Origin of the sequence: Thermospira aquatica, assembly GCF_023525255.1 — a bacterium.
Lineage (GTDB): Bacteria > Spirochaetota > Brevinematia > Brevinematales > Thermospiraceae > Thermospira > Thermospira aquatica.
On the sequence record NZ_CP073355.1, the window covers coordinates 2,137,989 to 2,163,563 of the forward strand.

At 42.4% G+C, this 25,575-nt stretch carries 19 protein-coding genes and 2 pseudogenes; 8 read left to right on the forward strand and 13 right to left on the reverse strand.

The annotated features are described in order from the left end of the window. The first annotated feature begins 102 nt into the window (after positions 1 to 102). The 3 genes from KDW03_RS10400 to KDW03_RS10410 all read left to right on the forward strand — a co-directional run bounded on the left by KDW03_RS10400 (position 103) and on the right by KDW03_RS10410 (position 3,391). Positions 103 to 897: a DNA-methyltransferase gene (locus tag KDW03_RS10400; protein ID WP_408648374.1), complete on the forward strand. Its 795-nt coding sequence runs from the start codon at positions 103 to 105 to the stop codon at positions 895 to 897. A gap of 10 nt (positions 898 to 907) precedes the next feature. Beyond that, the gene (locus KDW03_RS10405) at positions 908 to 1,498 is read left to right on the forward strand and encodes an HNH endonuclease (RefSeq protein WP_271435011.1); all 591 of its coding nucleotides are present in this window, start codon (positions 908 to 910) and stop codon (positions 1,496 to 1,498) included. 300 nt (positions 1,499 to 1,798) lie between these two features. Next, complete coding sequence (locus KDW03_RS10410; RefSeq protein WP_271435012.1) at positions 1,799 to 3,391, forward strand: glycoside hydrolase family 57 protein; 1,593 nt, start codon at positions 1,799 to 1,801, stop codon at positions 3,389 to 3,391. A 62-nt stretch (positions 3,392 to 3,453) separates the two neighbouring features. Here the strand turns inward: KDW03_RS10410 and KDW03_RS10415 are convergent, their stop codons facing one another. From KDW03_RS10415 to KDW03_RS10460, 10 genes are all read right to left on the reverse strand, one after another. After that, positions 3,454 to 5,025, reverse strand: a complete 1,572-nt coding sequence (locus KDW03_RS10415) for an ATP-dependent DNA helicase (protein WP_271435013.1) — start codon at positions 5,023 to 5,025, stop codon at positions 3,454 to 3,456. Positions 5,026 to 5,034: 9 nt separating this feature from the next. Continuing rightward, on the reverse strand, positions 5,035 to 6,132 hold the full coding sequence (ychF, locus tag KDW03_RS10420; protein ID WP_271435014.1) for a redox-regulated ATPase YchF: 1,098 nt from the start codon (positions 6,130 to 6,132) through the stop codon (positions 5,035 to 5,037). Between the two features lie 26 nt (positions 6,133 to 6,158). Next, the gene (locus KDW03_RS10425; RefSeq protein ID WP_271435015.1) at positions 6,159 to 7,754 is read right to left on the reverse strand and encodes a transglutaminase domain-containing protein; all 1,596 of its coding nucleotides are present in this window, start codon (positions 7,752 to 7,754) and stop codon (positions 6,159 to 6,161) included. A gap of 20 nt (positions 7,755 to 7,774) precedes the next feature. Further along, positions 7,775 to 9,064: a homoserine dehydrogenase gene (locus KDW03_RS10430; protein ID WP_271435016.1), complete on the reverse strand. Its 1,290-nt coding sequence runs from the start codon at positions 9,062 to 9,064 to the stop codon at positions 7,775 to 7,777. Between the two features lie 311 nt (positions 9,065 to 9,375). Next, the gene (locus KDW03_RS10435; protein ID WP_271435017.1) at positions 9,376 to 10,485 is read right to left on the reverse strand and encodes a hypothetical protein; all 1,110 of its coding nucleotides are present in this window, start codon (positions 10,483 to 10,485) and stop codon (positions 9,376 to 9,378) included. A gap of 1 nt (position 10,486) precedes the next feature. Then, positions 10,487 to 11,215 carry an outer membrane lipoprotein-sorting protein gene (locus KDW03_RS10440; protein ID WP_271435018.1) on the reverse strand — a complete coding sequence of 243 codons (729 nt, stop codon included), beginning with the start codon at positions 11,213 to 11,215 and terminating at the stop codon, positions 10,487 to 10,489. Positions 11,216 to 11,239: 24 nt separating this feature from the next. Beyond that, on the reverse strand, positions 11,240 to 12,508 hold the full coding sequence (locus tag KDW03_RS10445) for an ABC transporter permease (RefSeq protein ID WP_271435019.1): 1,269 nt from the start codon (positions 12,506 to 12,508) through the stop codon (positions 11,240 to 11,242). 10 nt (positions 12,509 to 12,518) lie between these two features. After that, complete coding sequence (locus KDW03_RS10450) at positions 12,519 to 13,781, reverse strand: ABC transporter permease (protein WP_271435020.1); 1,263 nt, start codon at positions 13,779 to 13,781, stop codon at positions 12,519 to 12,521. A 20-nt stretch (positions 13,782 to 13,801) separates the two neighbouring features. After that, entirely contained in the window at positions 13,802 to 15,049 is a 1,248-nt protein-coding gene (locus KDW03_RS10455) for an ABC transporter permease (RefSeq protein ID WP_271435021.1), read from the reverse strand. A gap of 15 nt (positions 15,050 to 15,064) precedes the next feature. Beyond that, complete coding sequence (locus tag KDW03_RS10460; RefSeq protein WP_271435022.1) at positions 15,065 to 15,754, reverse strand: ABC transporter ATP-binding protein; 690 nt, start codon at positions 15,752 to 15,754, stop codon at positions 15,065 to 15,067. A gap of 192 nt (positions 15,755 to 15,946) precedes the next feature. Between KDW03_RS10460 and KDW03_RS10465 the strand changes: the two genes are divergently transcribed. Further along, on the forward strand, positions 15,947 to 17,167 hold the full coding sequence (locus tag KDW03_RS10465; RefSeq protein WP_271435023.1) for an integrase catalytic domain-containing protein: 1,221 nt from the start codon (positions 15,947 to 15,949) through the stop codon (positions 17,165 to 17,167). A 270-nt stretch (positions 17,168 to 17,437) separates the two neighbouring features. Further along, complete coding sequence (uvrC, locus tag KDW03_RS10470) at positions 17,438 to 19,252, forward strand: excinuclease ABC subunit UvrC (protein WP_271435024.1); 1,815 nt, start codon at positions 17,438 to 17,440, stop codon at positions 19,250 to 19,252. Here uvrC and KDW03_RS10475 read toward each other — a convergent pair. Beyond that, positions 19,249 to 19,983: an energy transducer TonB family protein gene (locus tag KDW03_RS10475; RefSeq protein WP_271435025.1), complete on the reverse strand. Its 735-nt coding sequence runs from the start codon at positions 19,981 to 19,983 to the stop codon at positions 19,249 to 19,251. The two genes, uvrC and KDW03_RS10475, sit on opposite strands and share 4 nt — an antisense overlap. 4 nt (positions 19,984 to 19,987) lie before the next feature. Continuing rightward, positions 19,988 to 20,890, reverse strand: a complete 903-nt coding sequence (locus KDW03_RS10480) for a methyltransferase domain-containing protein (RefSeq protein ID WP_271435026.1) — start codon at positions 20,888 to 20,890, stop codon at positions 19,988 to 19,990. A gap of 130 nt (positions 20,891 to 21,020) precedes the next feature. Here KDW03_RS10480 and KDW03_RS10485 point away from each other — a divergent pair, with 130 nt between their 5' ends. The 3 genes and pseudogenes from KDW03_RS10485 (at position 21,021) to KDW03_RS12575 (ending at position 23,506) form a co-directional block, all read left to right on the forward strand. Further along, positions 21,021 to 21,146, forward strand: a complete 126-nt coding sequence (locus tag KDW03_RS10485; protein ID WP_271435027.1) for a hypothetical protein — start codon at positions 21,021 to 21,023, stop codon at positions 21,144 to 21,146. Positions 21,147 to 21,197: 51 nt separating this feature from the next. Beyond that, a pseudogene (locus KDW03_RS10490) lies at positions 21,198 to 22,306 on the forward strand (integrase catalytic domain-containing protein). Between the two features lie 23 nt (positions 22,307 to 22,329). Then, positions 22,330 to 23,506, forward strand: a pseudogene (locus KDW03_RS12575) (IS256 family transposase). On the opposite strand, the gene KDW03_RS10505 reads toward KDW03_RS12575, so the two are convergent. Further along, a complete protein-coding gene (locus KDW03_RS10505; protein WP_271435029.1) occupies positions 23,496 to 25,556 on the reverse strand; it encodes a hypothetical protein in 2,061 nt (686 codons plus the stop codon). The pseudogene KDW03_RS12575 and the gene KDW03_RS10505 overlap by 11 nt on opposite strands. Between the last annotated feature and the right edge of the window lie 19 nt (positions 25,557 to 25,575).

Below are 25,575 nucleotides of genomic sequence, written 5' to 3' on the forward strand. Positions count from 1 at the left end.
AAAGAAAAAACCAGTGGAAGGGTTAGGAGAATGATAGCAAAAGCAATACAAACAAAAAAGCAATTATCTAAAACAGAGGAAGATAATTCAAAGATTTTTGAAATGTTAGTTCGTAATTTTAAAAATAACAAAAAAATAATATTAAGTCATAAAAAATCTCTTTTATTAAACGGAGATGTCTTGAAAGAAAATTTCTTTGACAAAGAATATTTTGATTTGATTATAACATCTCCTCCTTACAATGTAGATATAAAATACAATTCACACAATGATGATTTAACCTATGATGAATATTTGGAATTTTCTGAAATATGGATAAGAAACTGTTTTAAATGGGCTAAAAACCAGGGAAGGTTTTGTTTAAATATTCCTCTGGATAAGAATAAAGGTGGACAAAAAAGTGTAGGTGCTGATTTAACTACAATTGCACAAAAAGTGGGATGGAAATATCATTCTACAATTATTTGGAATGAGGGGAATATTTCAAAGAGAACGGCATGGGGTTCCTGGTTGTCGGCTACTGCACCATATGTAATTGCTCCTGTTGAATTGATAGTGGTTCTATATAAAGGTGAATGGAAAAAAAATAATGGGTCAAAAATATCTGATATTACAAAAAAAGAATTCATGGAATGGACAAATGGACTATGGACTTTTAATGGAGAAAGCAAAAAAAGAATAGGACATCCAGCCCCTTTTCCTTTAGAATTGCCTTATAGATGTATCAAACTATTTAGTTTTGTAGATGATATTGTTTTTGATCCCTTTGCGGGAAGTGGGACTACCTTGATTGCTGCTAATAATACAAATAGATATTCTGTGGGACTGGAAATAGATTTAAAATACTGTGAGTTAGCAAAACAAAGAATTTTAAAAGAAACAGAAATACTTTTTTAAAGAGAAAGCTATGAAAAAGGAAAACAAAAGTATTTCTGATTTGATCATTGAATATTTCAAGAAGCATCCAAATGAAGAATTGCCTCACGGGCCGGTTGTTGATTGGGTTGAAGAACAATATAAAAAGCTTTACAATAAAAAACCAAGAGATACATGGCGAGCTATTAGAATGTTACATCAACAAGGATTCTTAATTAAAGTAAAAAAAGGAATTTATAAATACGATCCAAATTTTGTTATTAGAAAGGAAATAGAAGATTTTACACCAGAGTTGAAAGAACAAATACTAAAAAGAGATGGTTATAAGTGTATAGTTTGCGGTAGAAGTGCAAAGGAAGGATACGAGTTACATGTTGACCACATTCTACCCAAAGACAAGGGGGGCAAGGCTACATTAGAAAATGGACAGACACTTTGTTCAATTTGTAACTTTAGGAAGAAAAATTACAATCAAACAGAAAGTGGTAAAAAAATGTTCATAAGACTATGGGAAACAGCAAAAAAGATTGGTGATACCAAAACTCAAGAATTTTGTGAAGAGATTCTGAAAACATACGAAAAGTTCAATATCAACGGGCATATTGAATGGAAAAAAGATTAATTGACGTAATTTAAAAAAATATAGACAATGAGAAAACTGAAATAACCTTGAAATTTGTAAGAAAAGCTGTTCAATAATAAAGAGATAATGTATATGGAGAATAAAAACAGCCTAAAAGAATATATGCTGAAAGAAATTGCGATAATTCAGGATATTACAAAAAGGATGATTTATAATTCATTTAAATATCAGATTTAGCCCTCTGGAAATTTTTCTTCAAAATTTTACTTCAAAGAAATATTGACTTTCTCTTTTTTTGCCTTATGATGTAAGGAGAAAAATGTCTGTAAGGAGTTTTGCATGAAACAGGGATACTGGATGCTCGTTTTACATGCCCATCTCCCCTTTGTCCGCCACCCAGAGTATAACGATGTCATCGAAGAGCGATGGTTATACGAAGCTATCACCGAAACCTATATCCCTCTCTTGTGGGTATTTGAACAGCTAGCAAGTGAGGGGGTACAGTTTCGAATAACCATGTCTTTCACCCCCCCACTAGCAAACATGCTTGCAGACTCTCTTCTTCAGGATCGCTATGTCTCTCACATAGAAAAACTCATCCAGCTTGCAGAACAAGAGGTTGTAAGAAACCGCTTTGTCCCGGAATACCTCAAAATCGCTGAGTTTTATCTCGACAGGTTTCAAAGGGTGCGAAAGAGTTTCGTTGAAACTTACAAAAAAGACCTCGTAAAAGCTTTTCGTAAATTTCAAGACCTTGGCTTTATTGAAATCCTGACCAGCGGGGCAACCCATGGTTTTCTTCCTCTCCTGAATGTTCATCCGGAGGCTGTACGAGCACAAATCCAAGTGGCTGTTCGTGACTACGCCCGTCATTTTGGGAAAGCTCCCCGCGGCATATGGAATCCTGAATGTGGCTACTACCCTGGACTTGAAAACTTTTTGAAAGAGGCAGGAATACACTTTTTCTACACTGATACGCATGGCATTCTGCATGCTTCAGAAAAACCTCACTACGGTGTTTTTGCTCCCATGCAAACTCCCAATGGGGTGGCATATTTTGCCCGCGATGTGGATACCTCGCATACCGTCTGGTCTTCAACAGAAGGATACCCTGGCGATGGGGCTTACCGAGAGTTTTACCGGGATATAGGGTTTGATCTTGAGTACAACTACATTCGCTCCTACATTCACGAAAGTGGTGTACGAGTAGCAACAGGTATCAAATACCATCGCATCACAAGTAAAGAAACACCCATGGATCACAAACTCCCTTACGACATAGAAATGGCACAACAAAAGGTTCAGGAACACGCCCATCATTTTGTCTACGGAAGAGAACAGCAGATTGATTATGTCTCTTCCCTCATGGATCGACCTCCTGTTGTCGTTTCTATGTACGATGCAGAACTTTTTGGACACTGGTGGTTTGAAGGACCGGATTTTCTCTATCACGTGATCAAAAAAATAGCCACCCATCCAAAACTTGGGATGATAGCTGCCCCGGAATATCTTGAAATGTTCCCCAACAATCAAGTGGTCACTCCTCCTCTGTGTAGCTGGGGATACAAAGGATACAGTGAATTCTGGCTCAATGGTACCAACGACTGGATATACCCCCATCTTCACAAAATGGCAGAACGTATGCACGAACTTGCTGTCACGTATCGAGGTAACCAGAACCCCCTCGTGCTTCGTGCCTTAAATCAGGCGGCGAGAGAACTTCTCCTTGCTCAATCCTCAGACTGGGCATTTATCATGAGAACGGGAACAATGGTAGACTACGCGGTGAAACGGACAAAACTCCATATCTCCCGGTTTAATAGACTCTATGAGATGATCCATGTTAAGGTAGACATCGACGAAGCCTGGCTGAGTGAGGTGGAAAAAAGGGATAACATCTTTCCGGAGATTGATTTCCGGGTGTACGCCTAAAAAGAGAATACTCCCTTAAGCCTACCTTCTGTTTTCTTTTAAGTCTGAGAGGATAAAAAGTGTTATTTTTTTTCTTCTGAAAGAATATGAACTTCGAGAATACGATCAACACGAAAGGTTCTCTCTTCATTTGTTTGAAAACATAAAGCGCGTAATCCTTCAAAGCTTTTGTTGTGGTACTCCATCTCTCCCATCCAGCGAGGGAGAATCTTTCGAACGCTTTTTGTATCGTCAGATTTAAGATAAACAATTTCAAGCGTTGATTGTGTCCTTATAGCCTGGAGAAGAATCTCTCTTTTTGTCTCAAGTGATTGCAATGTATGTGCCTGAGCATATTTTGTGCCGGTCATGAAACGAATAATATGCCAATCTATCTTGACATGACTCTTTTTAATGGGATGCTTGAGAACAAGCCCCTCAAGGCTTGTCACACGACTGAGAGCCACATAGGTTTGTCCTGTAGCAAATGCCCCCCGCCCCATATCAAGAAAAACATGGGAAAAAGTCTTTCCCTGGGATTTATGGATGGTAATACCCCATGCCAGTCGCAGAGGAAGCTGGGTAAACTTGCCCATTGCCTTTTTTTTCACGGTTTTGCCCTCAATCTCATAATGGTAATTGACCCACGTGTAGGGTTCTACATCCACCTCGGTGCCATCCTCAAGCTCAACCGTAACGACTTCCTCTCTACAGAAAATCACCCGTCCAATACTCCCATTGACCCACAACCCCCAGGGATGATTCACGAGAAACATCACCTGGGCACCTTTTTTGAGTGTGAGAACCTCATCCGTAGGTATATCCTTTTGAGGAAAATCCCCTTCAATCAGGCCTTCATAAACATGCTTTTTCCCTGGAAGCTTCTCTAACTCGCTTTGGTTGATCTCATCTACAATATCGTTATGCGTTGTCAGGTACACATACTGCTTCTCCTGGGGCGTAAAACCTGGATTGACTCTTTTATTCAGCAGAGCAATATCTTCGTCTGTAACCGTGCCGTTTCGTATACGATTGAGAATTCCAATAAAAAGCGTATCTTTTTGTCTGTAGACCTTCTCGAGCTCGTAGAGCTTCATATTGAGTTGAGAATAGCACCTCGCTGAAAAAAAATAAGGGGATTCATAAAGAGAGGAAAATATTTCTTTTTCTCTCGAGGTAACCACAGGGGGAAGCTGGTAAAGGTCACCAATGAAGAAAAGTTGAATACCCCCAAAAGGCAACGTCTGTCGGTATTTTGTTTTTTTCCCACCAAAGTCTGCAAATACTCGTCTGGTGAGAGTATCAACCATATCAAGAAGATCTGCCCGAACCATGGAGATTTCATCGATAATGATCATGTCCAGATGAGAAAGTACCTCGTAAAGCCTGTCACCCTTTCTTTTGAGGATTTCGGGGATATCTTCTAGAGTATGCGCGGGAAAAATACCATAAAACGAATGGATTGTCTGCCCCTCAACATTCAAGGCTGCAACCCCTGTAGGAGCAAGAACCACACAGTGTTTCTGGGTTTGCTCTAAAAAATACCGGAGAAAGGTAGATTTCCCCGTTCCTGCCCTTCCGGTGAGGAAAACGTTTTCCCCTTTTTCCAGAGCATCATAGACCTGCTGGAACCCTTCGTTGATTTCAATGTTCACGGTTTTCTCCTAGACGGAGAATCGCACAATCATCACATCCCCATCCTGAATCTCGTAATCCTTACCCTCAAGACGAACTAACCCCTTATCTCTCAAGTTTGTCCAGCTCCCATGTTTGACAAAGTCTTCATAGGAAACAATCTCAGCCCGTATAAAGCCTTTTTCCATGTCTGAGTGAATGACCCCTGCTGCCTGGGGTGCTTTTGTCCCCTGAGGTATAGTCCACGCTCGGGTTTCTTTTTCTCCTGCAGTGAAAAAGGTAATAAGCCCCAAAAGTTTGTACCCCTCAACAATAAGCCTTTCCAATCCACTTTTCTCCAGCCCAAGATCTTTCAGGTACTCACGTGCCTCCTCAGGTTCCAGCTCCGAGAGTTCCTGTTCTATCTTTGCTGAAAGGGCGAGGACATCGGCTTTAAGTGTATCTGCCTTTGCTTTAAGTTTCTGATAGAGGGGATTACTTTCATAGGAGGTGATTTCTTTCTCGCTTACATTGGCAACAATAAGCAGTGGCTTCATCGTGAGAAACTGATACGAAGCGAGTATTTTACTTTCTTCAGGTGTAAGCTCGAGATTCTTCATGAGTTCTCCCTCTTCCAGGGAGGTTTTTATCCGGGTAAGAAGCTCTACTTCCGTTTGAGCCTCTTTGTTCCCTGCCTTGGCCATTTTGGTCTTTTTCGTGAGAATATTTTCAATGGTTTCCAGATCCTTGAAAATAAGCTCCATATTGATAATCTCAAGGTCCCGAATGGGATCAACCTCCCCGATATGAATCACATCTTTGTCTTCAAAAAGCCTCACAACCTGGACAACAGCATCAACCTCCCGAATATGGGAAAGAAATTGATTTCCCAGACCCTCTCCACGACTTGCGCCTTTCACAAGCCCGGCTATATCGACAAACTGAACGGTCGTGGGAGTAACCTTTTTGGCATCCACCAGCCTTGCCAGTGTTTCCAGTCTCTCATCCGGAACCGAAACAATCCCCACATTCGGATCGATGGTACAAAAGGGATAGTTCGAACTTGCAACATGCGCCCGTGTAAGAGCATTAAAAAGCGTTGATTTTCCTACATTTGGAAGTCCAACAATACCACAGCTAAAACCCATGTATTTCTCCTTTTTATATTTCCATGCTATTTGCCAAGCTTGCGTTTCGCATAGTCACGGTAATACTGAAGCTGCTTGTCATTAGGGTAAGCGAGAAGGGCTTCTTCGGTAATCTGAAGAACCGATTTCCAGTCTTCCCTATTGGAGTATTCCTCTGCCAGATTACGGTAAGTGATAAGAATAGCTCGATCAATCTCCCAATTCTCTGGATCATACGCAAGCGCCTGTTTATAGAAAGAGAGCTTTTCCTTCAGAGAGGTGGTATCAGAGGCTTTCATAATATACAAAGAGGCGAGATTCTTCTGGAGGATGGAAGCACGGGGAAGATAGGATAAACCCTTTTTCCAGATTTCTTCTGTTTTCTGGAGAAAGCCTGCGTCTTTATAAGCCATTCCAAGATTGTTATAATATTCGAGGAGGTAACTCTCCCTCTCAGGAATACGTAGATCCTCATACCATTTCAGCACGAGATCTTCATACAGGGGATAGAGCTTCCACTCACTTACCAGCTTTTTGACGAGGGATGTCATTCCGTAGGCAGAAACTTTGGTATACCAGCTTCTTTCTAAAAAACGACTCTTCACATTCTGAAGGGTTTCCCATGCCTCTTGATAGGCATTCGTTTGGATCAGTCTGTAGAGAAGTTCCTGATACGCTGCCCCCACCATATTCTCATCACCGAGCAAAACCGAAAGATACTGCTCAAGAAGGCGTCTTCCTTCTGCTAACTGTCCTGCTTTTAGGGTATCCAGTGTCATCTGATAGATGGTGACACGGTAATTATTGCTAAGAACCCTGTTCTCAGGAAATTGAGTTATCCCCTCCTCCAAAACAGCAAGAGCCTCATTGGTAAGTCGTCTTCCTACCAGAAAGGAAGCATATTCCTGATAGGCACCAATCGCATTTGTCTGAACAAGAGGGATCTGTTTATCAAGTTCCAGTGCCCTGAGAGCAAGCTGAAAGGCATTGGAAAAAGATCGCCTCTGAACCTGAAAGTACACCTCGTTGGCATACCACATGGCATACCACTGCGTAGTATTGGTAAGAACAACGAGAGGAACCTTTTCATTTGCAAAAGAGGTCACCCGCACAAAGTCCTGCTGTACCTGAGGTTTTTGTCGAAAATTGTACCCCAGAGGAGAAGTGGCTTCTACCTCTATCCATTGCCCTCCAACAAACACTTCAGGCCGCGCGTGGCGGGTATAGAGGTTAAGACGCACGGGGATTCCCAGGGTGTGTGCCGAGATAGCATACAAAAGAGAAGCTGAGGCACAATTAAACTCCCCTGTCTGAAAAATGCCTGAAACCGTATTCGCTGTTTCACGATAACGTTTTAAAAAACGTTCATGAAGAGTGAGAAGAAGTTTTTCTGCCTTTTCAGCATCACTTGCGTACTGGTTTCTGGCAAGATCGGCGATGGTGTTTTGCCACTGGGAGGCGTAAAAACTTACACTTTCCTGGTTGGTTAACCACGCAGTAATGAGTATACCTTCTATAAGATTACTATTCGCCCTATTTTGCCAGAATTTCTGCTCCAGAGGATGAAAGTTTTCATCCCAGAATTGACTCCTTCCCCACATTAAAAGAGGAAACATCAGAAGAGAAAAAATCCTCTTTTTCATCCCTCTCTCCTTGAAATTCTTTAGTGACCATCCATAATACGGATCATCATCACCTTATCCTGAATGAAAGAAAGTCGACTGATCTCTTCCATAGCCTGTCGCATGTTTCGTTCGCGTGCCTCATGGGTTGTCATGATAAGAGGAACAGAGGTGGTCTCACTCTGCTCAGGTTGCAATACCGAGGCAATACTGATGCCATATTTTCCAAAAATGCTTGCAATCTGCGCAAGAACCCCCGTCTGATCCAAGACATGAAAACGGATATAATAGCGAGAGGTAATCTCGTCCATCGACTTGACCTCGAGTCTTTGGTAAGGACGGAAAAGTTCAAAATTTCCTTCCCGGCTATGTTCTGCTATGGCCATGATGTCGGCAACCACGGCTGTAGCTGTAGGATGCGATCCTGCTCCTTTTCCGTAGTACATAGAGGTACCAAGATATTCGCTTTCTACAAGAATAGCATTGTACTCGTAGTGAACAAAAGCAAGCTGGTTATCTTTGGGAACCAGGGTAGGATGAACACGAAGCTCAAGACGGTTATCTTCGTCTCTTTTCCCTATGGCAAGAAGCTTTACCGTGTACCCCATTCTTTCAGCATGGAGAATATCTTCCAGAGCAATATGTTCAATACCCTCATAATGAACATGAGAAAAATCCAGCTCCGTATGAAAAGCCAACGTAGCCAGAATGGCAAGCTTGTGCGCTGCATCATCCCCATTCATATCCAGGGTTGGGTCTGCTTCTGCAAAACCTTTACGCTGAGCCTCTTTGAGAGCATCTTCGAGAGAGCTTTTATTGAGTGCCATCTGAGTAAGAACATAGTTTGTTGTTCCATTTACAATGGCATAAAGCGCTCGAATTCTGTCTCCCACGAGAGAATGGGAAATAGTTCTGAGAATAGGAATCCCCCCCCCCACACTTGCCTCAAAAAGAAGACTTTTTTTCATCTCTTTGGCCAGCATAAAAAGCTTCTGTCCACGTTCTGCGAGAAGAGCTTTATTGGCCGTTACAACGTGTTTTCCTCCTTTGAGAGATTCTTCAATGAGAGTATACGCAAATCCCTTGCCCCCAACAAGCTCTACCACCACCTCAACGGATGGATCAGCGAGGGCTTCCTTGTAATCAGTGGTGAGTTTTGCTTTCTCTACCTTGACAGAGCGCGGAGAAGTAATATCTTTATCTACCACCCAGCGAAGCTCCGGGTAAATACCTGTTCTTTTTTCTATCAGTGGAGCAAGATCTTGAAGAATTTTCACCACCCCTGAACCAATAGTACCAAAACCGACAACTGCAATGCCTATCGTTTTCACAGGACCTCCCGTGTTTCTCTCAAATATGGAAGTATATTATACATAGGAGAAGTATTTTTTGCAAATTAGAAACAAAAAGAAACCCTTATAAAAGAAAAAAACACCTCAACAACAATTCATTCTCAAAAAGATATGGTTAAACGTTTAACCAAAAAATTTTACTCTTTTATCTCATTTGCCATCCAAAGATTTCGCTTCCCAACCAAAAAGGAACGAAACTCAATAAATCCTGATTGTATTTTAAAAAGTTTTTCCCCTGCAAACAGGGGAAAAAGTCTCTCAACATCTCGTAAATAACGATGGAAAAATCTTCAATATTTTACTTCTACTGAAACCAAAAAACTCCACAACCCCTTTCTCTCTGTTTCAATCCCAGCCATATCCGTCTGGTAGCGAAGCCAGGTAAGCAGATGAACATTTTGATACAGGTTTCTGGTATACGACACAATCCACCACTGCCCTTTCTGCCACCAGAGCGTTTCTTTGTCATCCAGGTTGGCTACCAGCGTGAGCGAAAAGGTATCTATCATAGTCGGGAGAAAAAGAAACTGCAGCGATGCATAATGTCGGGAAAGAAAGGGATACACCGGCAGCGTATACTGCTCAAAAAGCGTAAAGTTGGTTGTCTCCAGGGTATGGGTGGCATATTCTAGACGAAGTATCCATTTTTTCTCCCACGAATAGTCCATCCCTATCATCCCGTGCCAGAAGGAGTTTTTGTCGTTCGTGGCATGATGGTAGACTACCTCGGTATACCACGCAGGACCAAGATCTCCTTTGAGCGAAACGCCCCCTATCCACTCCTTTTCCCGTCCACGGTAAAAGGCCGCCAGTGTCGTATACCATGAACCCATGGCTACCCCTACACGACTCCCTGCTGTCGAATTTGTCCACGAAGAATGAACAAGGCCAATAGCCTCTCCAAACCCCGTCTGACCCAAAGGGATCTTGACCCTCACCGCATCTACACCCAGCCGCGAGAGCCCCACATCCATCATATCGAGTGAGGTGAAAAAATCCAGAGGAGAAAATACCACACCTTCACCCCAGCGTACCAGCTGTCTCCCAAGAATGACATCTCCCCACCAGGGCTTCACCATCACCAAAAACTTCCGTAGCTCCGCAGTAAGAATCGCCTCTTCTCCCACCTGCCACCTTATCGAGGAGGACGCCAGGTTAGTCATCACCCCCTGGAGTAAGGAAAGATCCCCTGAGAACTCAAATCTGGCATACTCCGTATCGAGATTGGCCGCCGAGAGACGCCAGGTCGTCTGTCCTGCATAGGCCCAGTTGGAAAAGGTACCATTCCTATCCAGTTGAACAACACCTCCCCCTCCAGCTCTCACCCATCCACCGAGCAAAAGCCCATCCTCCGCCCACAACAAAACCACAGCACATAACACCAATAAAACACGCCACATATCATCGCTCCAGATGGCGTCTCGTAAAATACGTATCACTTACCGGCACGTCAAAGGCAGCCTCTTCGATCACAACAACCGTTTTAGTATTCTTTCTCAGTTGATCAGAAACCGTTGTAACAACCCCATACCAGCGTCCACCAACCGAAGTGATAGAAGAGGTTTCCTGTACCTTGAGAAGTTTACCAGACAAAGCATAACGTTCCTCTCTCACAGGAACAAACGTAGCCTTATCCACCCACATCTTCCGACGGTGATACGCCACCTCTTTTACCTTGGCTACGAGTTCCACTACATAACAATCATACTCACCATATTTCTCCTCACCAAGCAGTTGAATCGTATACTTCTCATACACATCGTCTGCCTCAAGCGCGTCCTCATACGAAACATCACTTCCCATCATCCCCTGTTTTAAGAGATGCCCCGATATAAGGAAAGTATTGTTTTCCTCTCCATCGTATACCCACATCTGTTTTTTGAGCTTGAGATAGCGTGTATTCTTATCCTCTTTGTTGAGAAATTCCACGTATGCATTGTCATTTTTGATCCAGGATTTCATGCGTTTGATCCTCACTGGTTGATTGGGGAGATAGATCTCCATCCGCATGGAAAGAATTGCCGAGGCAAAATTCAGTTGTTTATCCACCTTTCGTAAGATTTCTTCTCCCGTAAGTGCAAACCCAAACGAAACTCCACACAACAAAAGAATCTTTAAAAGCTGTTTCATCATATCCTCCTTCTTGCTCTCTTCTTACACACTTCGTATAGCATCCACCGGACGCATACGAGCTGCCAACCGGGATGGAATAACAGACACAATAACGGCAACAAAAAGTCCAAGCCCCAGAGAAGTCACAATACTCTTCGCCGTAATCTTCCAGCGAATAACGGGATCAAGGGGAAGATTCATGTTAGAAAGCGAAGACGAAAAATCCAGTCCCCATACAGAAAGCGGCCAGCTAATCAAAAGTCCAAGAAGAACACCAAAAACACTCCCCAAAAGCCCTAAAATAAGCCCTTCATAGAGAAAAAGCCCGAGAATTTCACGCGATTTCATGCCCATAGCTTTCAACAGACCAATCTCTCTTCGTCTCTCTAGAACAATCATCATCATGATATTTGTAATAATCAACATACCCAAAAAGGTAACAACAAAATAGATCAGATTGTATATCGGGAGAATCTGTTCCATGGCGCTGACAATACCCCCTGCTCTATTCCAGGAAAGAGCTACCGCATCCGACCAGTATTCAGTCTTATCAAGCCAGGCCTGTATCTCTTTAGCAAGCGAGGGGGCTTTTTTATAGTCTTTAAGAAAGATCAGTACCTCCTGAACTCCACCCGACGTGCGGAGAATATCCCTTGCATCATCCAGACTTAGCTGAAAAATATTCTCATCCATCATGTTGAGTCCCGTTTGAAAAATCCCAACAACCTGAAACCGAGGAATCCTCACGCCGTAGTCTGACCCCTGAAGCATCACGGAAAAACTATCCCCTACCCCAATTTTGAGGATATCTGCCATTTTCTTTCCTACAATCACCTCTCGATATTTGTGCCCGTCTTTCTCAATAACCTGACCGGAAAGATAGCGCCCATCAACAATAGCCTTCTCAAGCATGAGCAAATCTTTTTCTACCCCGATATCCCCACCCAATCCAAATGCTGCTTTATTATTCCCCTCATACTGGAGAAGCACTGGAAATCGCACACGAAAGGTGATAAGTGTAATATGCTTTGCCCATGCTTCGTTTTTGAGAATTTCATCCCTGAGGGCCTCTGGTTCTGTGACAAGATACTGGACAGGATAATATCGAATATTTTCCGCATAGAGCCTGGAAGTGATACGAATATGTCCTGTATCATTTTTGGTACCGTTTTTCACCATGTTATCTACCATACCCTCAACCAGCCCCTGAAGAACAACGACAAGTGCCAGAGCCAGAGTAACGGAAAGGACCGCCAGAAACGAACGTCGCTTATTCCTGCGGATATTTCTTAGAGCCATTTTTACAAGCATACCATCCTCCTTACACGAATTTGAGACAGTCTGTGACCTGGAGTGTCCCCGCGTGTCGAGCTGGAATATAAGCCGCGAGAAGAGCTGTCACCATCGCAAAGACAAAAGCAAGGATATACGCCTCCATATGCCACTCACCATAAAATATGCCCCACACAGGAAATCCAAAATCGCTTCCCTTTACTGTATCACCAACGAGAGCCTCCACATTGTAGCCACTATAAATGAGCCAAAGATTCACAAGGGTACCCATCAAAAGTCCCAACACGCCCCCCAACACACCAAGGACAGTTCCCTCCAGGAGAAATATTCGCTGTATCTGGCGAGGAGAAAATCCCATCGCACGCATCACCCCTATCTCTTTTATCCGTTCGTATACTGCCATGAGAATCGTATTGACAATCCCCACACCCGCAATCACCAGAAGCAAGAATGTCATGAGAAAAATTGTGCCCTTCTTCTGTTGCATGAGAGCCATCATATCTCCATAAAGATCAACAAATGTCTTCACACGGTACTCTGGAAACGCTTGTGCTATCTGTTCGCTCATGGCTATCACACGTTTCTGATAACTCTGGATAGGTTCTCCTTTGGGCCATGTGACACGAATATGCATGGTTACCCATTCTCCTGCCATATCCAAAAGAGCCTCTCCCCCTTTCGTCGATATAAACACCCCACTCTCATCAACCTGAGGGCTCGTGGTTTTGAGAATACCAACGACCGTAAAATCTCGTGCATTGGCTGTTTCGTAGCGGGTTTGCACAATCAGAGTAATCGTATCCCCAACCTGCACTCCAAGTTCTCTTGCCAGGTCCCTTCCCAGCAATATCCCTGAATCATCATCTTTCAAAAAACGACCGCTTACCACTCGTTTGTCCAGGTTAAAACACGTGGGATCCGTGTCTGGATCAATCACATACCCGATAACATGAAGAGACTTATCCCCCAGCACAATCTCTGTAAGGAAGGGAATCCTCATGGTTATCCCTTCAACATCTGAAAAATTTTTTATACGATCCATCAAAGTTTTCGTATCCTTCAAGGGGTACTTCAGGGAAAATCCATTTTCATGCTGGGCATACTCCTTGCTTGTCACTATCAAAGAACCATCGGTATATGAAACCATATTTTCCACCATCATTCTATCAATACCGGTGAAAAGTGAATCTCCAAAGATATAAAGCATCAAGCCAAAACCCATCGTCAGAATCGTCAAAATCGTTCGCCGTTTATGCCGAAAGATATTCCTTATAGCTATCCGAAAAAGCATACCATCCTCCTTTTTTCCGTTTATAAAAAACGCAAGCATTCTGTAACAGTTATTCTGGTAGCATATCTCGAAGGAATAAAAGCAGCGAATGCAGCCATGATAACAGAAAAAACAAATGCCATGGCAAATGCTGGTGGATTCCAGTCCCCATAGATAGTACCCCATATCGGGAGCCCAAAATCACTGCCAGAAGTCAACCCCCACGCTTCCATATCGTAACCCCAATAGACTTGATAAAGATTAAGAAGAAAACCAAAAAAGAGTCCTGCTGCCCCACCAACCACCCCCAGCCACATCCCTTCCATCACAAAAAGCCATCGAATCTGAAAGGAGGAAAACCCCATCGCACGCATGATCCCTATTTCCTTCATCCTCTCGTGCACTGCCATAAGAATCGTATTCACAATCCCAACCGAAGCAATCAAAAAAATCACTAAAAGCATAATATACATAAAACTTTCATCCGTTTTCATCAGGGTAAAGACCTCGGCATATCTTTTGGCAAAAGAAACCACCACATACTCAGGAAAACGCTGAGAAAGCTTTTGTGCGATACGTTCCACCCGTTGAGTGTAATGCTCCACACTCTCCCCCTTTGGCCAGTGCACTCCAATATGGTAGGTAATAAACTCCTTTTCCCCAATGTCGAGAAGAGCGCGTGCTGTTTCCCGGGACACAAAGACAGCTCCCTCATCTACTTGAGGGTGGGTGGTGCGAAAAATACCTGCCACTCTGACTGTCAGGGCATTGTAGGTACCATATTTGGTCTGGACAGCAAGAATGAGTTCATCCCCAACGTTGAGCTCCAGCGTGCGAGCAAGATCCGCCCCAATGAGAAGCTCATCACTTTTCCCCTGGAAAAAATCACCCTTCACCAGAGCCTGAGAGAGACGAAAAACCAATGTGTCCTGAGGGACGTCAACTACATAACCAAGAACATGAAGGTTCCGTCCTTGCGCAAGAATTTCCCCCACAAAGGGAATCCGGCCTGTGCCTCCCGTGATCTCTTGAAACTGTAAGAGTTCCGTTTCCAATACACTCTCATCCTCAAAAAAGTACCGCAAAGGCAAAGATTTCTCCTCCTCTGCATAAGCCCTCTGCATCAGCATGATAGACCCATGAAGATAATAGATGACATTTTCTGCCATCTGACGGTGCATCCCACGATAGATTCCATCAGCCCAGAGAAACACCATCACCCCCACCGCAATGGTCAGCGTTGTGATTACTGTTCGCCTTTTATGCCGAAAGATATTGCGAAGAGCCATACGAAACAGCATCTCTTATCGCCTCTCATCTCGAGCTATCTGCCCATCCTGGAGAAAAATAATCCTTCGAGCATGCTTTTCCACTCTAGGATCGTGCGTAGAAAAAACAAAGGTTGTTCCCTCGGTTTCATTCATCTGACGCATAATCTCAATGATCTCTTCTGCCGTCACCGAATCCAGATTGGCTGTGGGTTCGTCAGCAAGCACCACAAGAGGATTTTTCACCAGAGCTCGTGCAATAGCAACGCGTTGCTCCTGCCCTCCAGATAACTCCCTCGGATAACGATTTTCCATGCCTTTCAGGCCTACACGTTCGATAAGTTTCATGGCTCGTTCGGTTCTCTCTTCGACAGAGAGGGATTTGTCTATAACCATGGGCAACTCAACATTCTCAAGAACGGTAAGGACCGGAATGAGGTTATACGATTGGAAAATAAACCCAATATTGTTTTTTCGGTAGTCGGAAAGCTCGTTCTCCTTGAGATTATGGAGAGGAGTTTCATTATAAATCACTTCCCCCGATGTTGGAACATCCAGACACCCCACAATATTGAGAAGCGTCGTTTTCCCGCTCCCCGAGGGGCCCATAATCGACACAAACTCACCCTTTTCTATCACCAGATCGATGCCACGAAGGGCTTCGACATCGATTTCTCCCTTTTTGTAAACCTTACGCAGCTTCTTCATCTCCAAACAAACTGCCATAGAACCTCCTTTTTGTTTATGAGATAAACTTTCGTTTTTATTATAAACCCTAGAGAAAAAAAAGTCAAGTACTCGAATTGCTTCATAATAAAAGTACTCGAAAAGGGAACGTTGCTTCAAAATAAAAAAGTACTTTAAATTTGTGTAAAATAATCCAGTTCAAAGAACTGGAGGTAAAAGGTGGAATTAGCGATGTTTGAAAGGAGACCTATTTACAGGGAAACGGCGAAAGAGTATCAAAAAGCCAGCAAAAAGGAGAAAAAGGAGATACTGGATTATTTTGTGAGGATAACAGGCCTAAAAAATCGAAACTATGCCGCCAGGCTCTTGAGGCAGCACGGAAAAACCATCTATGTAGGCAAGAAAAATTACCTTAAAGCCGACATAGCCAAGAAGGGCAAAAGACCTGGCAGAAAGAAAAAATTCGGCGAAGAGGAACTAAAACTTCTAAAAAAGGTCTGGGAAATTGAAAACTACATGTGTGGCAAACGTTTAAAGCCAATTTTAAATGAAGTTTTAGATAATCTCTTAGCAAACGGACATCTCCACGGTTCTCCACAGGCTATAGAAAACTTGCGCCATATAAGTGCCTCAAGTATTGACCGACTTTTGAAGCATGAGCGTAAAAAGCTTGAGATAAAAGGACGAAAAGGTACAAAGCCTGGAACGCTATTAAAGCAACAAATAGCTATACGCACGTGGGCAGAGTGGGATGAAAATTGCCCTGGGTTCATGGAGATTGATCTGGTTGCCCATGAGGGAGGAAATAGAGATTTTGCTCAAACATTAAATATGGTGGATGTTTGGAGCGGTTGGACAGAACTTGTGGCAATCAAAAACAAGGCTTCAAAATGGGTAAGAGAAGCCATAGAAAAAGTCCAAAGAAGACTTCCTTTTGATTTACGGGGAATTGATTCTGATACCGGTGCTGAATTTATTAATCATCCTCTGCGTGATTGGTGTGAGAAGAACCAGATAAAATTTACAAGAGGAAGAAGCTCCCGTTCCAATGATAACTGCTACGTTGAGCAGAAAAACTATTCCATAGTCCGCCAGAATGTTGGATACTTCCGCTACGATACCGAGGAAGAAGTCTACTACTTGAACCGACTCTATGCGTATCTCAGGCTTTATGCCAACTTTTTTCAACCGGTTATGAAAATGACAGAGAAAAGAGAATCGGAAGCAAGGTGCAAAAAGAAGCATGATGAAAATACCATTAGAAAGCTCTGGCTTTTAGAAAGCTCTTATGTAAGTGAGGCACAAAAGGAACGCCTAACAAGGCTTTATAAGGCTCTCGATTTGTTTCACCTAAGACAAAAAATTACAGCTTGCCAGAGAAAACTTTTCAGCCTTCAAAAGAAAAAGAATGTAAAAAACAAAAATTTGGAGGAAACTGTATGGAATTTTTGAGTACTTTTTTTTATGAGGCAATGATTCGAATTTCGAGTACTTTTTTATTTGACGCAACGGGGTACTTAAGAAAAAATTTTTTCTTTTTCTCAAAATAAAAAAGATAAAGACTCAAATCTGAAAGGAACAAAAAATATTTTACTTTCTGTTCCTTTTTTGTTATAATAAATGGGAAATCCTCTTTTCCCCTCCCTCTTTTCCCATGAAACTCTTTCTCACTAACCCAACGCGGGAAAAAGATTGAGAATTCATTGATACGGGAGAAAAACGATGGAAAATACCCCAGGGTTCCAATCTACCCAGGCAATTAAACCGACAGAGCTTCACCTGCTTCCTGAACTCCCGGGTGTTTACCTCATGAAGGACACCTCCAACACTATCATCTACATCGGCAAGGCTATCAACCTTCGTAAGAGGGTTTCCTCCTACTTTCAAAAAGACGAAAAAAATATAAAAACCGCTACAATGGTCTCCCAGATCCATGAAATCGACTACATCATCACCCAGAACGAAACCGAAGCCCTCCTTCTCGAAGCAAACCTCATCAAACACCACCAACCAAAATACAATGTTGTCTTCAAAGACAACAAATTCTACCCCTTTATCAAGATAACCATTCACGAACGTTTTCCAAGAGTGGTTTTCTCCAGGGATCAGAAAAAAGACCAGAGTCTCTATTTTGGTCCCTATACCAGTGCCGCAATGGTAAGAGAATATATTGACATGATCCAAAGGCTTTTTCAAATCCGTACCTGTCGAGAACTTCCAAAACGGGAGTGCCTCAACTACCACATTCATCGGTGCAGTGCCCCCTGTATCCAAAAGGTAACCGAAGAAGAGTACCGTCAGCAAGTAGAAAATGCCATACGTTTTCTTCAAGGAGAGTATCAACTCCTGGTAAAAGAGTTTGAAGAAAAGATGCGCGAAGCAGCAAAAAACCTCCTCTTTGAAAAGGCACAAATCTACAAGGAGCGTATACAGATTATTCGCAATTTTGAAGAAACCCAGTCTGTTTACCTTGATAAAAACATCAGCGCCGATTTCATTGAAATAGCTCTTCGAGAAAATAAAGCTGTTGCCGTCGTAAGCCTCATAAGAAACGGAAAAATGATCGGGAAAAAAAGCTATAGTAGCGACATAACCGATCAGAGTGAAGAGGATATTCTGGAACAGTTTATCATCTCCTATTGTTCAGAGGAGACACCGCCAGCTATCGTGCTGGACAAACGCTGGGAATCCCTTTTTCCTCAACTCCAAGCATACTTTAACGCAAGCCAAAAAAACATCCCTCTTCATCTTCCTTCTTCTCGTGAAGAGCACACTCTTCTCAAGCTTGCCCAAGAAAATGCTCTTCTCCACTTGATGCAACTTTTGTCAAGAGTGGAGGATTCTCAAGCGCTTCATGAACTTCAAGAGATCCTCGAACTGGATACCCTTCCCATGCGTATCGAGGGCTTTGATATCGCCAACCTGTTGGGTGAACAGGCCGTTGCCTCGCTGGTCTCTTTTTACGGGGGAAAACCGGACAAATCCAACTACCGTCATTACAAGATTCGAACCAAGTCTACCCCTGATGATTTTGCCATGATATACGAAGCAGTGCACAGACGTTACAAAAGGCTTGTTGAAGAAAAATCTGAACTTCCCGATCTTGTCCTCATCGATGGAGGAAAAGGTCAACTCAACGCGGCTCTTTCCGCACTTGCTGACCTTGGTCTCTCCCTCAATGTAGTTTCTCTTGCCAAAAAGAACGAAGAGATCTACACCCCCTACAGGGATAAACCTATCATTCTTCCTAAAAACTCTCCCGCCCTTCACGTGCTCCAGCGGGTCAGAGATGAAACCCATCGATTTGCCAATACCTTCTACAACCGTTTAAAAAACAAAAGCCTTCTTACCTCTCTTTTTGATGGAATTGTCGGCATAGGCATCAAACGCAAAAAGATCCTTATCCAGAAGCTCATGTCTCAACCCGATCTGCATCTGTCAGCGGAGGATCTTATTGCCATCGGGATTCCGCCGAGTGCTGTCGATGAAGTCCTTCAAAGGCTTCAAACCCTCAAAAAAGAGGATAAAGAACCCTAAGGCCGTATATAAATAAAATGAAACTCAATAGTAATACCCTCCTCTGAGCGAAGTTTTTCCGGGAGTGGTCCATAGTTCGAGGTATGAAGAATTGCTTGCAAAGAAGCATAATTCAACGATTCATACCCAAAGTCACGGGTTAAACGAGCGTTTTTCAGGTTCCCCTCATTATCCAGCTCAAAGGTGACCGTCACCACCCCATCAGCCATGATCCCCTGATAATACTGAAAGATCGGAAAATACCATTGCCAGTTGCTTGCCACTGTCTGCTGAATCTGTTTGAAATAGGGAGCATAATCGACAGCCTCACTCTCTAACGCAATCTGTCCTGCCGAGGACATTCGTACCAGAGGTTTTTTCGAGGGTTCGTAGAGAGATGGTCCACTCACTTCCGGATGACGAGAGGGGGCAGTCATCGGTTCTGAAAAAAAATCCTGTGCCTTTTGAGAAGCCGATTCGGAAGAAAGAAGCATATTATAGTCCTCGTGAGAAGCAACCGGCCCTCGAGAACGAGAGTCTTTGTCGGATACCTTCGCCTTTTGAATAGGCTTTTCCATCGTCGCATTCGGATTGTCAATGAGAATATTTTCAATCACTACATCGTCTGACTTTTGAGGTCTGGGATTTTTGAGAAGAGTTATGATCTCCGGATCGAGCCACCAATTCACTACAACCAAGAGATACAGATGCACCAGCAAAGAAAAATAAAGAAAGAGAAGTCCCTTTTTCATCGTCCTACTTCCAGGCTAGCATTACCATAGAGCTTGTGAGATGCCAGGGACCTATGGTAATTTTGCTTGCAAGATGGTAGAGAGAAATACGTATCCAGTGTCGATAATCCCATAAACTATGAAAAGAATCTCGACTTTTTATAAGTTTTGGTAAAAGTCCAAATTCCACACCACCGATAAACCGTATCCTGCGAAATCCCACCCTCCGAAGAACCAAGGCAAGATTATGTCTATCAAAATACGATAAATGACCGGGAAGATAGTAGTGATAGTTTTCCCCTTTGAAACGAGCCTGCAGACCATCCATATCTGCTGTCTGGACAAGAAGAAGTCCTCCTTCTTGAAGAGAACGATAGACTCTCTCCAGAGCCTTCATGGGATGCGCGAGGTGTTCTATCACCTCTACAAGAGACACAACAGAAAAAAAGTCTTGCGGAAGATCAAAATCCTCGACGTTACCAATCCAGATATGTCCTGGAAAAACCGTCCTTGCATATCCTCCTGAATACTCAGAAATCTCAAGTCCATAGGGTTCATATCCTTTTTCCTTCGCAGCTTCAAGAAGCCCACCAAAAGCACAACCCACATCGAGCCATCTCTTGGGTCCCGTTGACTTCTCCAACCGTGAGAGAGCATTCACTCTTGATCGCCACACTGCCATGGCGGCATCCTTGTGCTGCCTTTCATCCTGATAGGTATAGATAGAGGTTCCCGTATAATATCCCTCATCATAGAGATGAGCAGCTTCTTCTGTTTCTTTTGGTTGAAACTGAAAATGACACTCTCCACAACGCCATATGGTGAGGGGAGGCTGCCAACGATCAATCTCACGAAAGAATCCTGCCTCTCCACCACAGAGGGGACAGTTTTTTTTCTCCTGATAGGTGAGTTCTCTCTGTTTCTTCATAGAATCTCATTATAGCAGGATTTTTACGAAAATACAAGTTTTCGAATTGCTTCATAATAAAAGTACTCGAAAAGGGAACGTTGCTTCAAAATAAAAAAGTACTTTAAATTTGTGTAAAATAATCCAGTTCATGGCTCGACAAGCTCGCCAACCGTGGCTCGACAAGCTCGCCAACCGTGGCTCGACAGGCTCGCCAACAGGAATTGGGTTAACGAGGTCTGAAAAAAGACCTATTTACAGGGAAACGGCGAAATGATATGCTGAGCTTGTCGAAGCAGAGTATCAAAAAGCCAGCAAAAAGGAAAAAATGGAGATACTGGATTATTTTGTGAGGATAACAGGCCTAAAAAATCGAAACTATGCCGCCAGGCTCTTGAGGCAGCACGGAAAAACCATCTATGTAGGCAAAAAATTACCTTAAAGCCGACATAGCCAAGACAAAAGACCTGGCAGAAAGAAAAAATTCGGCGAAGAGGAACTAAAACTTCTAAAAAAGGTCTGGGAAATTGAAAACTACATGTTTGGCAAACGTTTAAAGCCAATTTTAAATGAAGTTTTAGATAATCTCTTAGCAAACGGACATCTCCACGGTTCTCCACAGGCTATAGAAAACTTGCGCCATATAAGTGCTTCAAGTATTGACCGACTTTGAAACATGAGCGTAAAAGCTTGAGATAAAAGGACGAAAAGGCACAAAACCTGGAACGCTATTAAAGCAACAAATAGCTATACGCACGTGGGCAGAGTGGGATGAAAATTGCCCTGGGTTCATGGAGATTGATCTGGTAGCCCATGAGGGAGGAAATAGCCGGGGAGACTTTGCTCAAACATTAAATATGGTGGATGTTTGGAGCGGTTGGACAGAACTTGTGGCAATCAAAAACAAGGCTTCAAAATGGGTAAGAGAAGCCATAGAAAAAGTCAAAGGAAGACTTCCTTTTGATTTACGGGGAATTGATTCTGATACCGGTGCTGAATTTATTAATCATCCTCTGCGTGATTGGTGTGAGAAGCACCAGATAAAATTACAAGGGAAGAAGCTCCCGTTCCAATGATAACTGCTACGTCGAGCAGAAAAACTATTCCATAGTCCGCCAGAATGTTGGATACTTCCGCTACGATACCGAGGAAGAAGTCTACTACTTGAACCGACTCTATGCGTATCTCAGGCTTTATGCCAACTTTTTTCAACCGGTTATGAAAATGACAGAGAAAAAGAGAATCGGAAGCAAGGTGCAAAAGAAGCATGATGATATTAAAACTCCCTACCAGCGGCTTTTAGAAAGCTCTTATGTAAGTGAGGCACAAAAGGAACGCCTAACAAGGCTTTATAAGGCTCTCGATTTGTTTCACCTAAGACAAAAAATTACGGCTTGCCAGAGAAAACTTTTCAGCCTTCAAAAGAAAAGAATGTAAAAACAAAATTTGGAGGAAACTGTATGGAATTTTTGAGTACTTTTTTATGAGGCAATGATTCGAATTTCGAGTACTTTTTATTTGGCAACGGGGAAGTATTAGAGAGTATGTTAAAAGAGGAAAGAGATTTACCTGTAAAACAATCCTCCCACAAAAGGCAATGGCTTTTACGAAAGGGATTTAAAGACAGCTTTTGGCGAGCTTACAGCCATACGTGTTCCAAGAACAAGGGATAATGGATTTAAAAGTGCCCTTCTTCCCTATCGCAAACGCATCACAGAAGACTTAGATGCATTAATCAGGGCTATGTTGATATCAGGAATGTCAACAAGGAAGATAGCAGAAGTTTTAAAAGAGCTTTATGAAATAAAGATTTCTTATGCTAACATCTCAAGGATAAGCCAGGTAGGCATAGAAGAGATTCAGAAGTGGCGTAGTCGCCCTCTCATGGAAGAATATGCCGTGGTATTTCTGGATGCTATGGTGTTTCCTATCAAGAGAGATAGGGTAGAAAATGAATCAATATATGTAGCTATAGGCATTACACCTGAGGGAAGACGGGAGATTTTAGGATACTAGGGAGGCATGGAAAGTGCTTATAACTGGCGGGAAATTTTGCTAGATATAAGAGAAAGAGGTGTCAAACAGATTCATTTTATTGTCTCTGATGGCTTAAGTGGTATGAAAAACGTCATAACAGAGATATATCCCCACGCAAAGTATCAGCCCTGTGTAGTCCATGTCATGAGAAACATACTGGCTAAAGTGAGAGTTCAACACAGAAATATCATTGCCACTGAAATAAAAGAGGTATTTCATGCCAAAGACAAACAGGAGGCAGAACAATTGTTTATGAAATTTACACAAAAATGGAAAAATATCTATCCCAACTTAATGAATAACCTCTTGACAATAAGAGAGAATATATTCACTTACATGGAATTACCTGAAGGAATACGAAGCATGGTGTATACAAACAATGCCCTGGAAAGACTCTTTAAAGAACTTAAAAGGAGATTAAAAACAATGGAAATGTGTCAAAGCGAGGCTTCAGCTGAGAAATATCTTTACCTGTTATTAAGATACCAAAATGAGAAGTTCTTAAAAAGAAAGTTAAAAAATTGGGAGTATTACTTTCAACTCTATCGTGAGCAACACTCATACACCAAAGAAAATATTCACAGCGAGGTTATCCTATGACTAGACACAATTTTCTTGACACAATGTAGTAATCATTGCCTTGTTTCATCATAATAAAAAAGTGAGTGTCATTAAAATTTCTTTTTCTTTGCACAAGATAAAAAGTGGCTGTGGAATTATATAGCCCCGAGAGAGCAGCTGAAAACCCATTCACATCATTAATTATCGCTCCATATTGTCTGACTAGCTCTTCAAGACTATCCATTTCTCTCTTTTGTTGAGAAGTTTTGTTTGTCAAAGCTTTTAATTCTGCAAATCTTTGACTTACTTCAGCAAGCCTATTACTTACCTCTTCCACTGTTCTCCCGTCGCAAATTATCTCAAAACTTCTATTTTTACCAACCAAATCGGGAGGTGTAATACGAATAAATATATCCACTCCTTCTACACTTCCATTCGCATTTAACTTACTTAGAAAAGCTTCTTTTCCCTTCCATTTAAAACCCTGGACAAACACCGGCCAGGTTTTATACCCATCTCTGGTTGGCTTTCCAATCAAACCATTTTCTAACTGTATCCTGAAAAAATCTGAAAAAGATACCTTTCTCCCATCAAGATTTCCAGTAAATGCGGAAAGTAAATAAAAACCTATTATTGCACATGCCTCACTCTGGATATATGCAGCAGCAGTCTCTTTATTATCGTAAATATACTTTAGTGCATTTAAATATACCCTATAATTAACCGCTGAATATTGTGATTCATCTTTTTTACTTGTTTCTCCTTGTTTTTGATTTGAGTTACTTGTTTTCTCTTTGACTATTCTATCCCCAAACTCTTTAAATTTCTTCTCATCTCCACTTTCTAGAATTTTCTTTAGTTCTCTTGCATCTTTGCCTTCAATACCCATAGCAAATTTACCATTCTTGACATCTTTAAGAATAGAATCAATCGCTCTTTGTATCTTATCAGTAGCATCTTCTCCTTCAGTTACATCTTGCTTAAAGCCTTCCATAATCTTTCTCATCGCATTTGTTTTCTCTGTAAAACTACTATTTGGATTATATATAATATCCCATTCAGCATCTAAATTTGGAGCTTTTTGATTATAATACTCTTTTCTATTTCCAACCTTAAGTCCAAAAAAGTAGATATCTCTACGTTTTAACCAATTTGTTATTTGATCAGATCTTGGAGCTCCTGTGTTTTCCTCTCCTTTTAAGTCTATAATTACCATATTAGATTCTTCTCTCTCCCTATAAATAGCATCCCCTATCTCTCTAAAGTTCTCCATCGTATTCTGCCAGGTGGTAAACCCATTCCACCATAGACTTCCATCCTTATCCATCGTAAACCCAAAACCACCAAATTCACCAGCTCCACTATGAAGCTCAAGCCCTCTCGAAAGTATCTTTAGACTCGCTACTCCAGCCGTCGTCTGTAGTACCGTCAAATCTAAACCTCCTGCAAGATCAAACGCATTCTGTCCTGCATATTTATCCTGTAATTCTTTCCCAAATACTCCCTGCTGGTATAAGTTATACTTATATATATCCATACCTTTACTTAGCGCATATGCAAGCAGGCTTTCCTTCTGCTTTGCTCCATAGCCTGTATAGTTACCTTCAAACACAAAGCTTAATCCACTCTTTAGCGTTCCTATCCCTAAATCCATCCATGCTTCCGTTACCTCTCCTTCATTTGTAAGTCCCCAGTATAACCTTCCACTCTCGTCCATCTTCCATCCTTTGTTGATGAATGATACAGTAGAATTTATAGCCCAGTTCATCCCTGCATATCCTGCAGCTTCCCAGGTCGTCGCCGTGCTCGGATTATACCCACTATTAACACCCGCAAGCACCATACTCCCTATAGTGGATACCCCCCACGTTGCAAGCTGTACACTGTCCATACGCCAATCAAGCCCACCATACTCATTAACCTTAAGCCCACTTACGGCAAGATTCCCCAGTCCCTGTATCCCTGCCCCTGCAACAGCTTCCACTGCTCCTGCAACAGCTCCCCCCATTCCACTTATCATTCCTTGAACAGCTCCCCCAAGGGCTCCTGTTCCCGACGAAATCCCAGAGGCAAATATGTTTACCCCCATCTGCCCACCGCCCTTATAA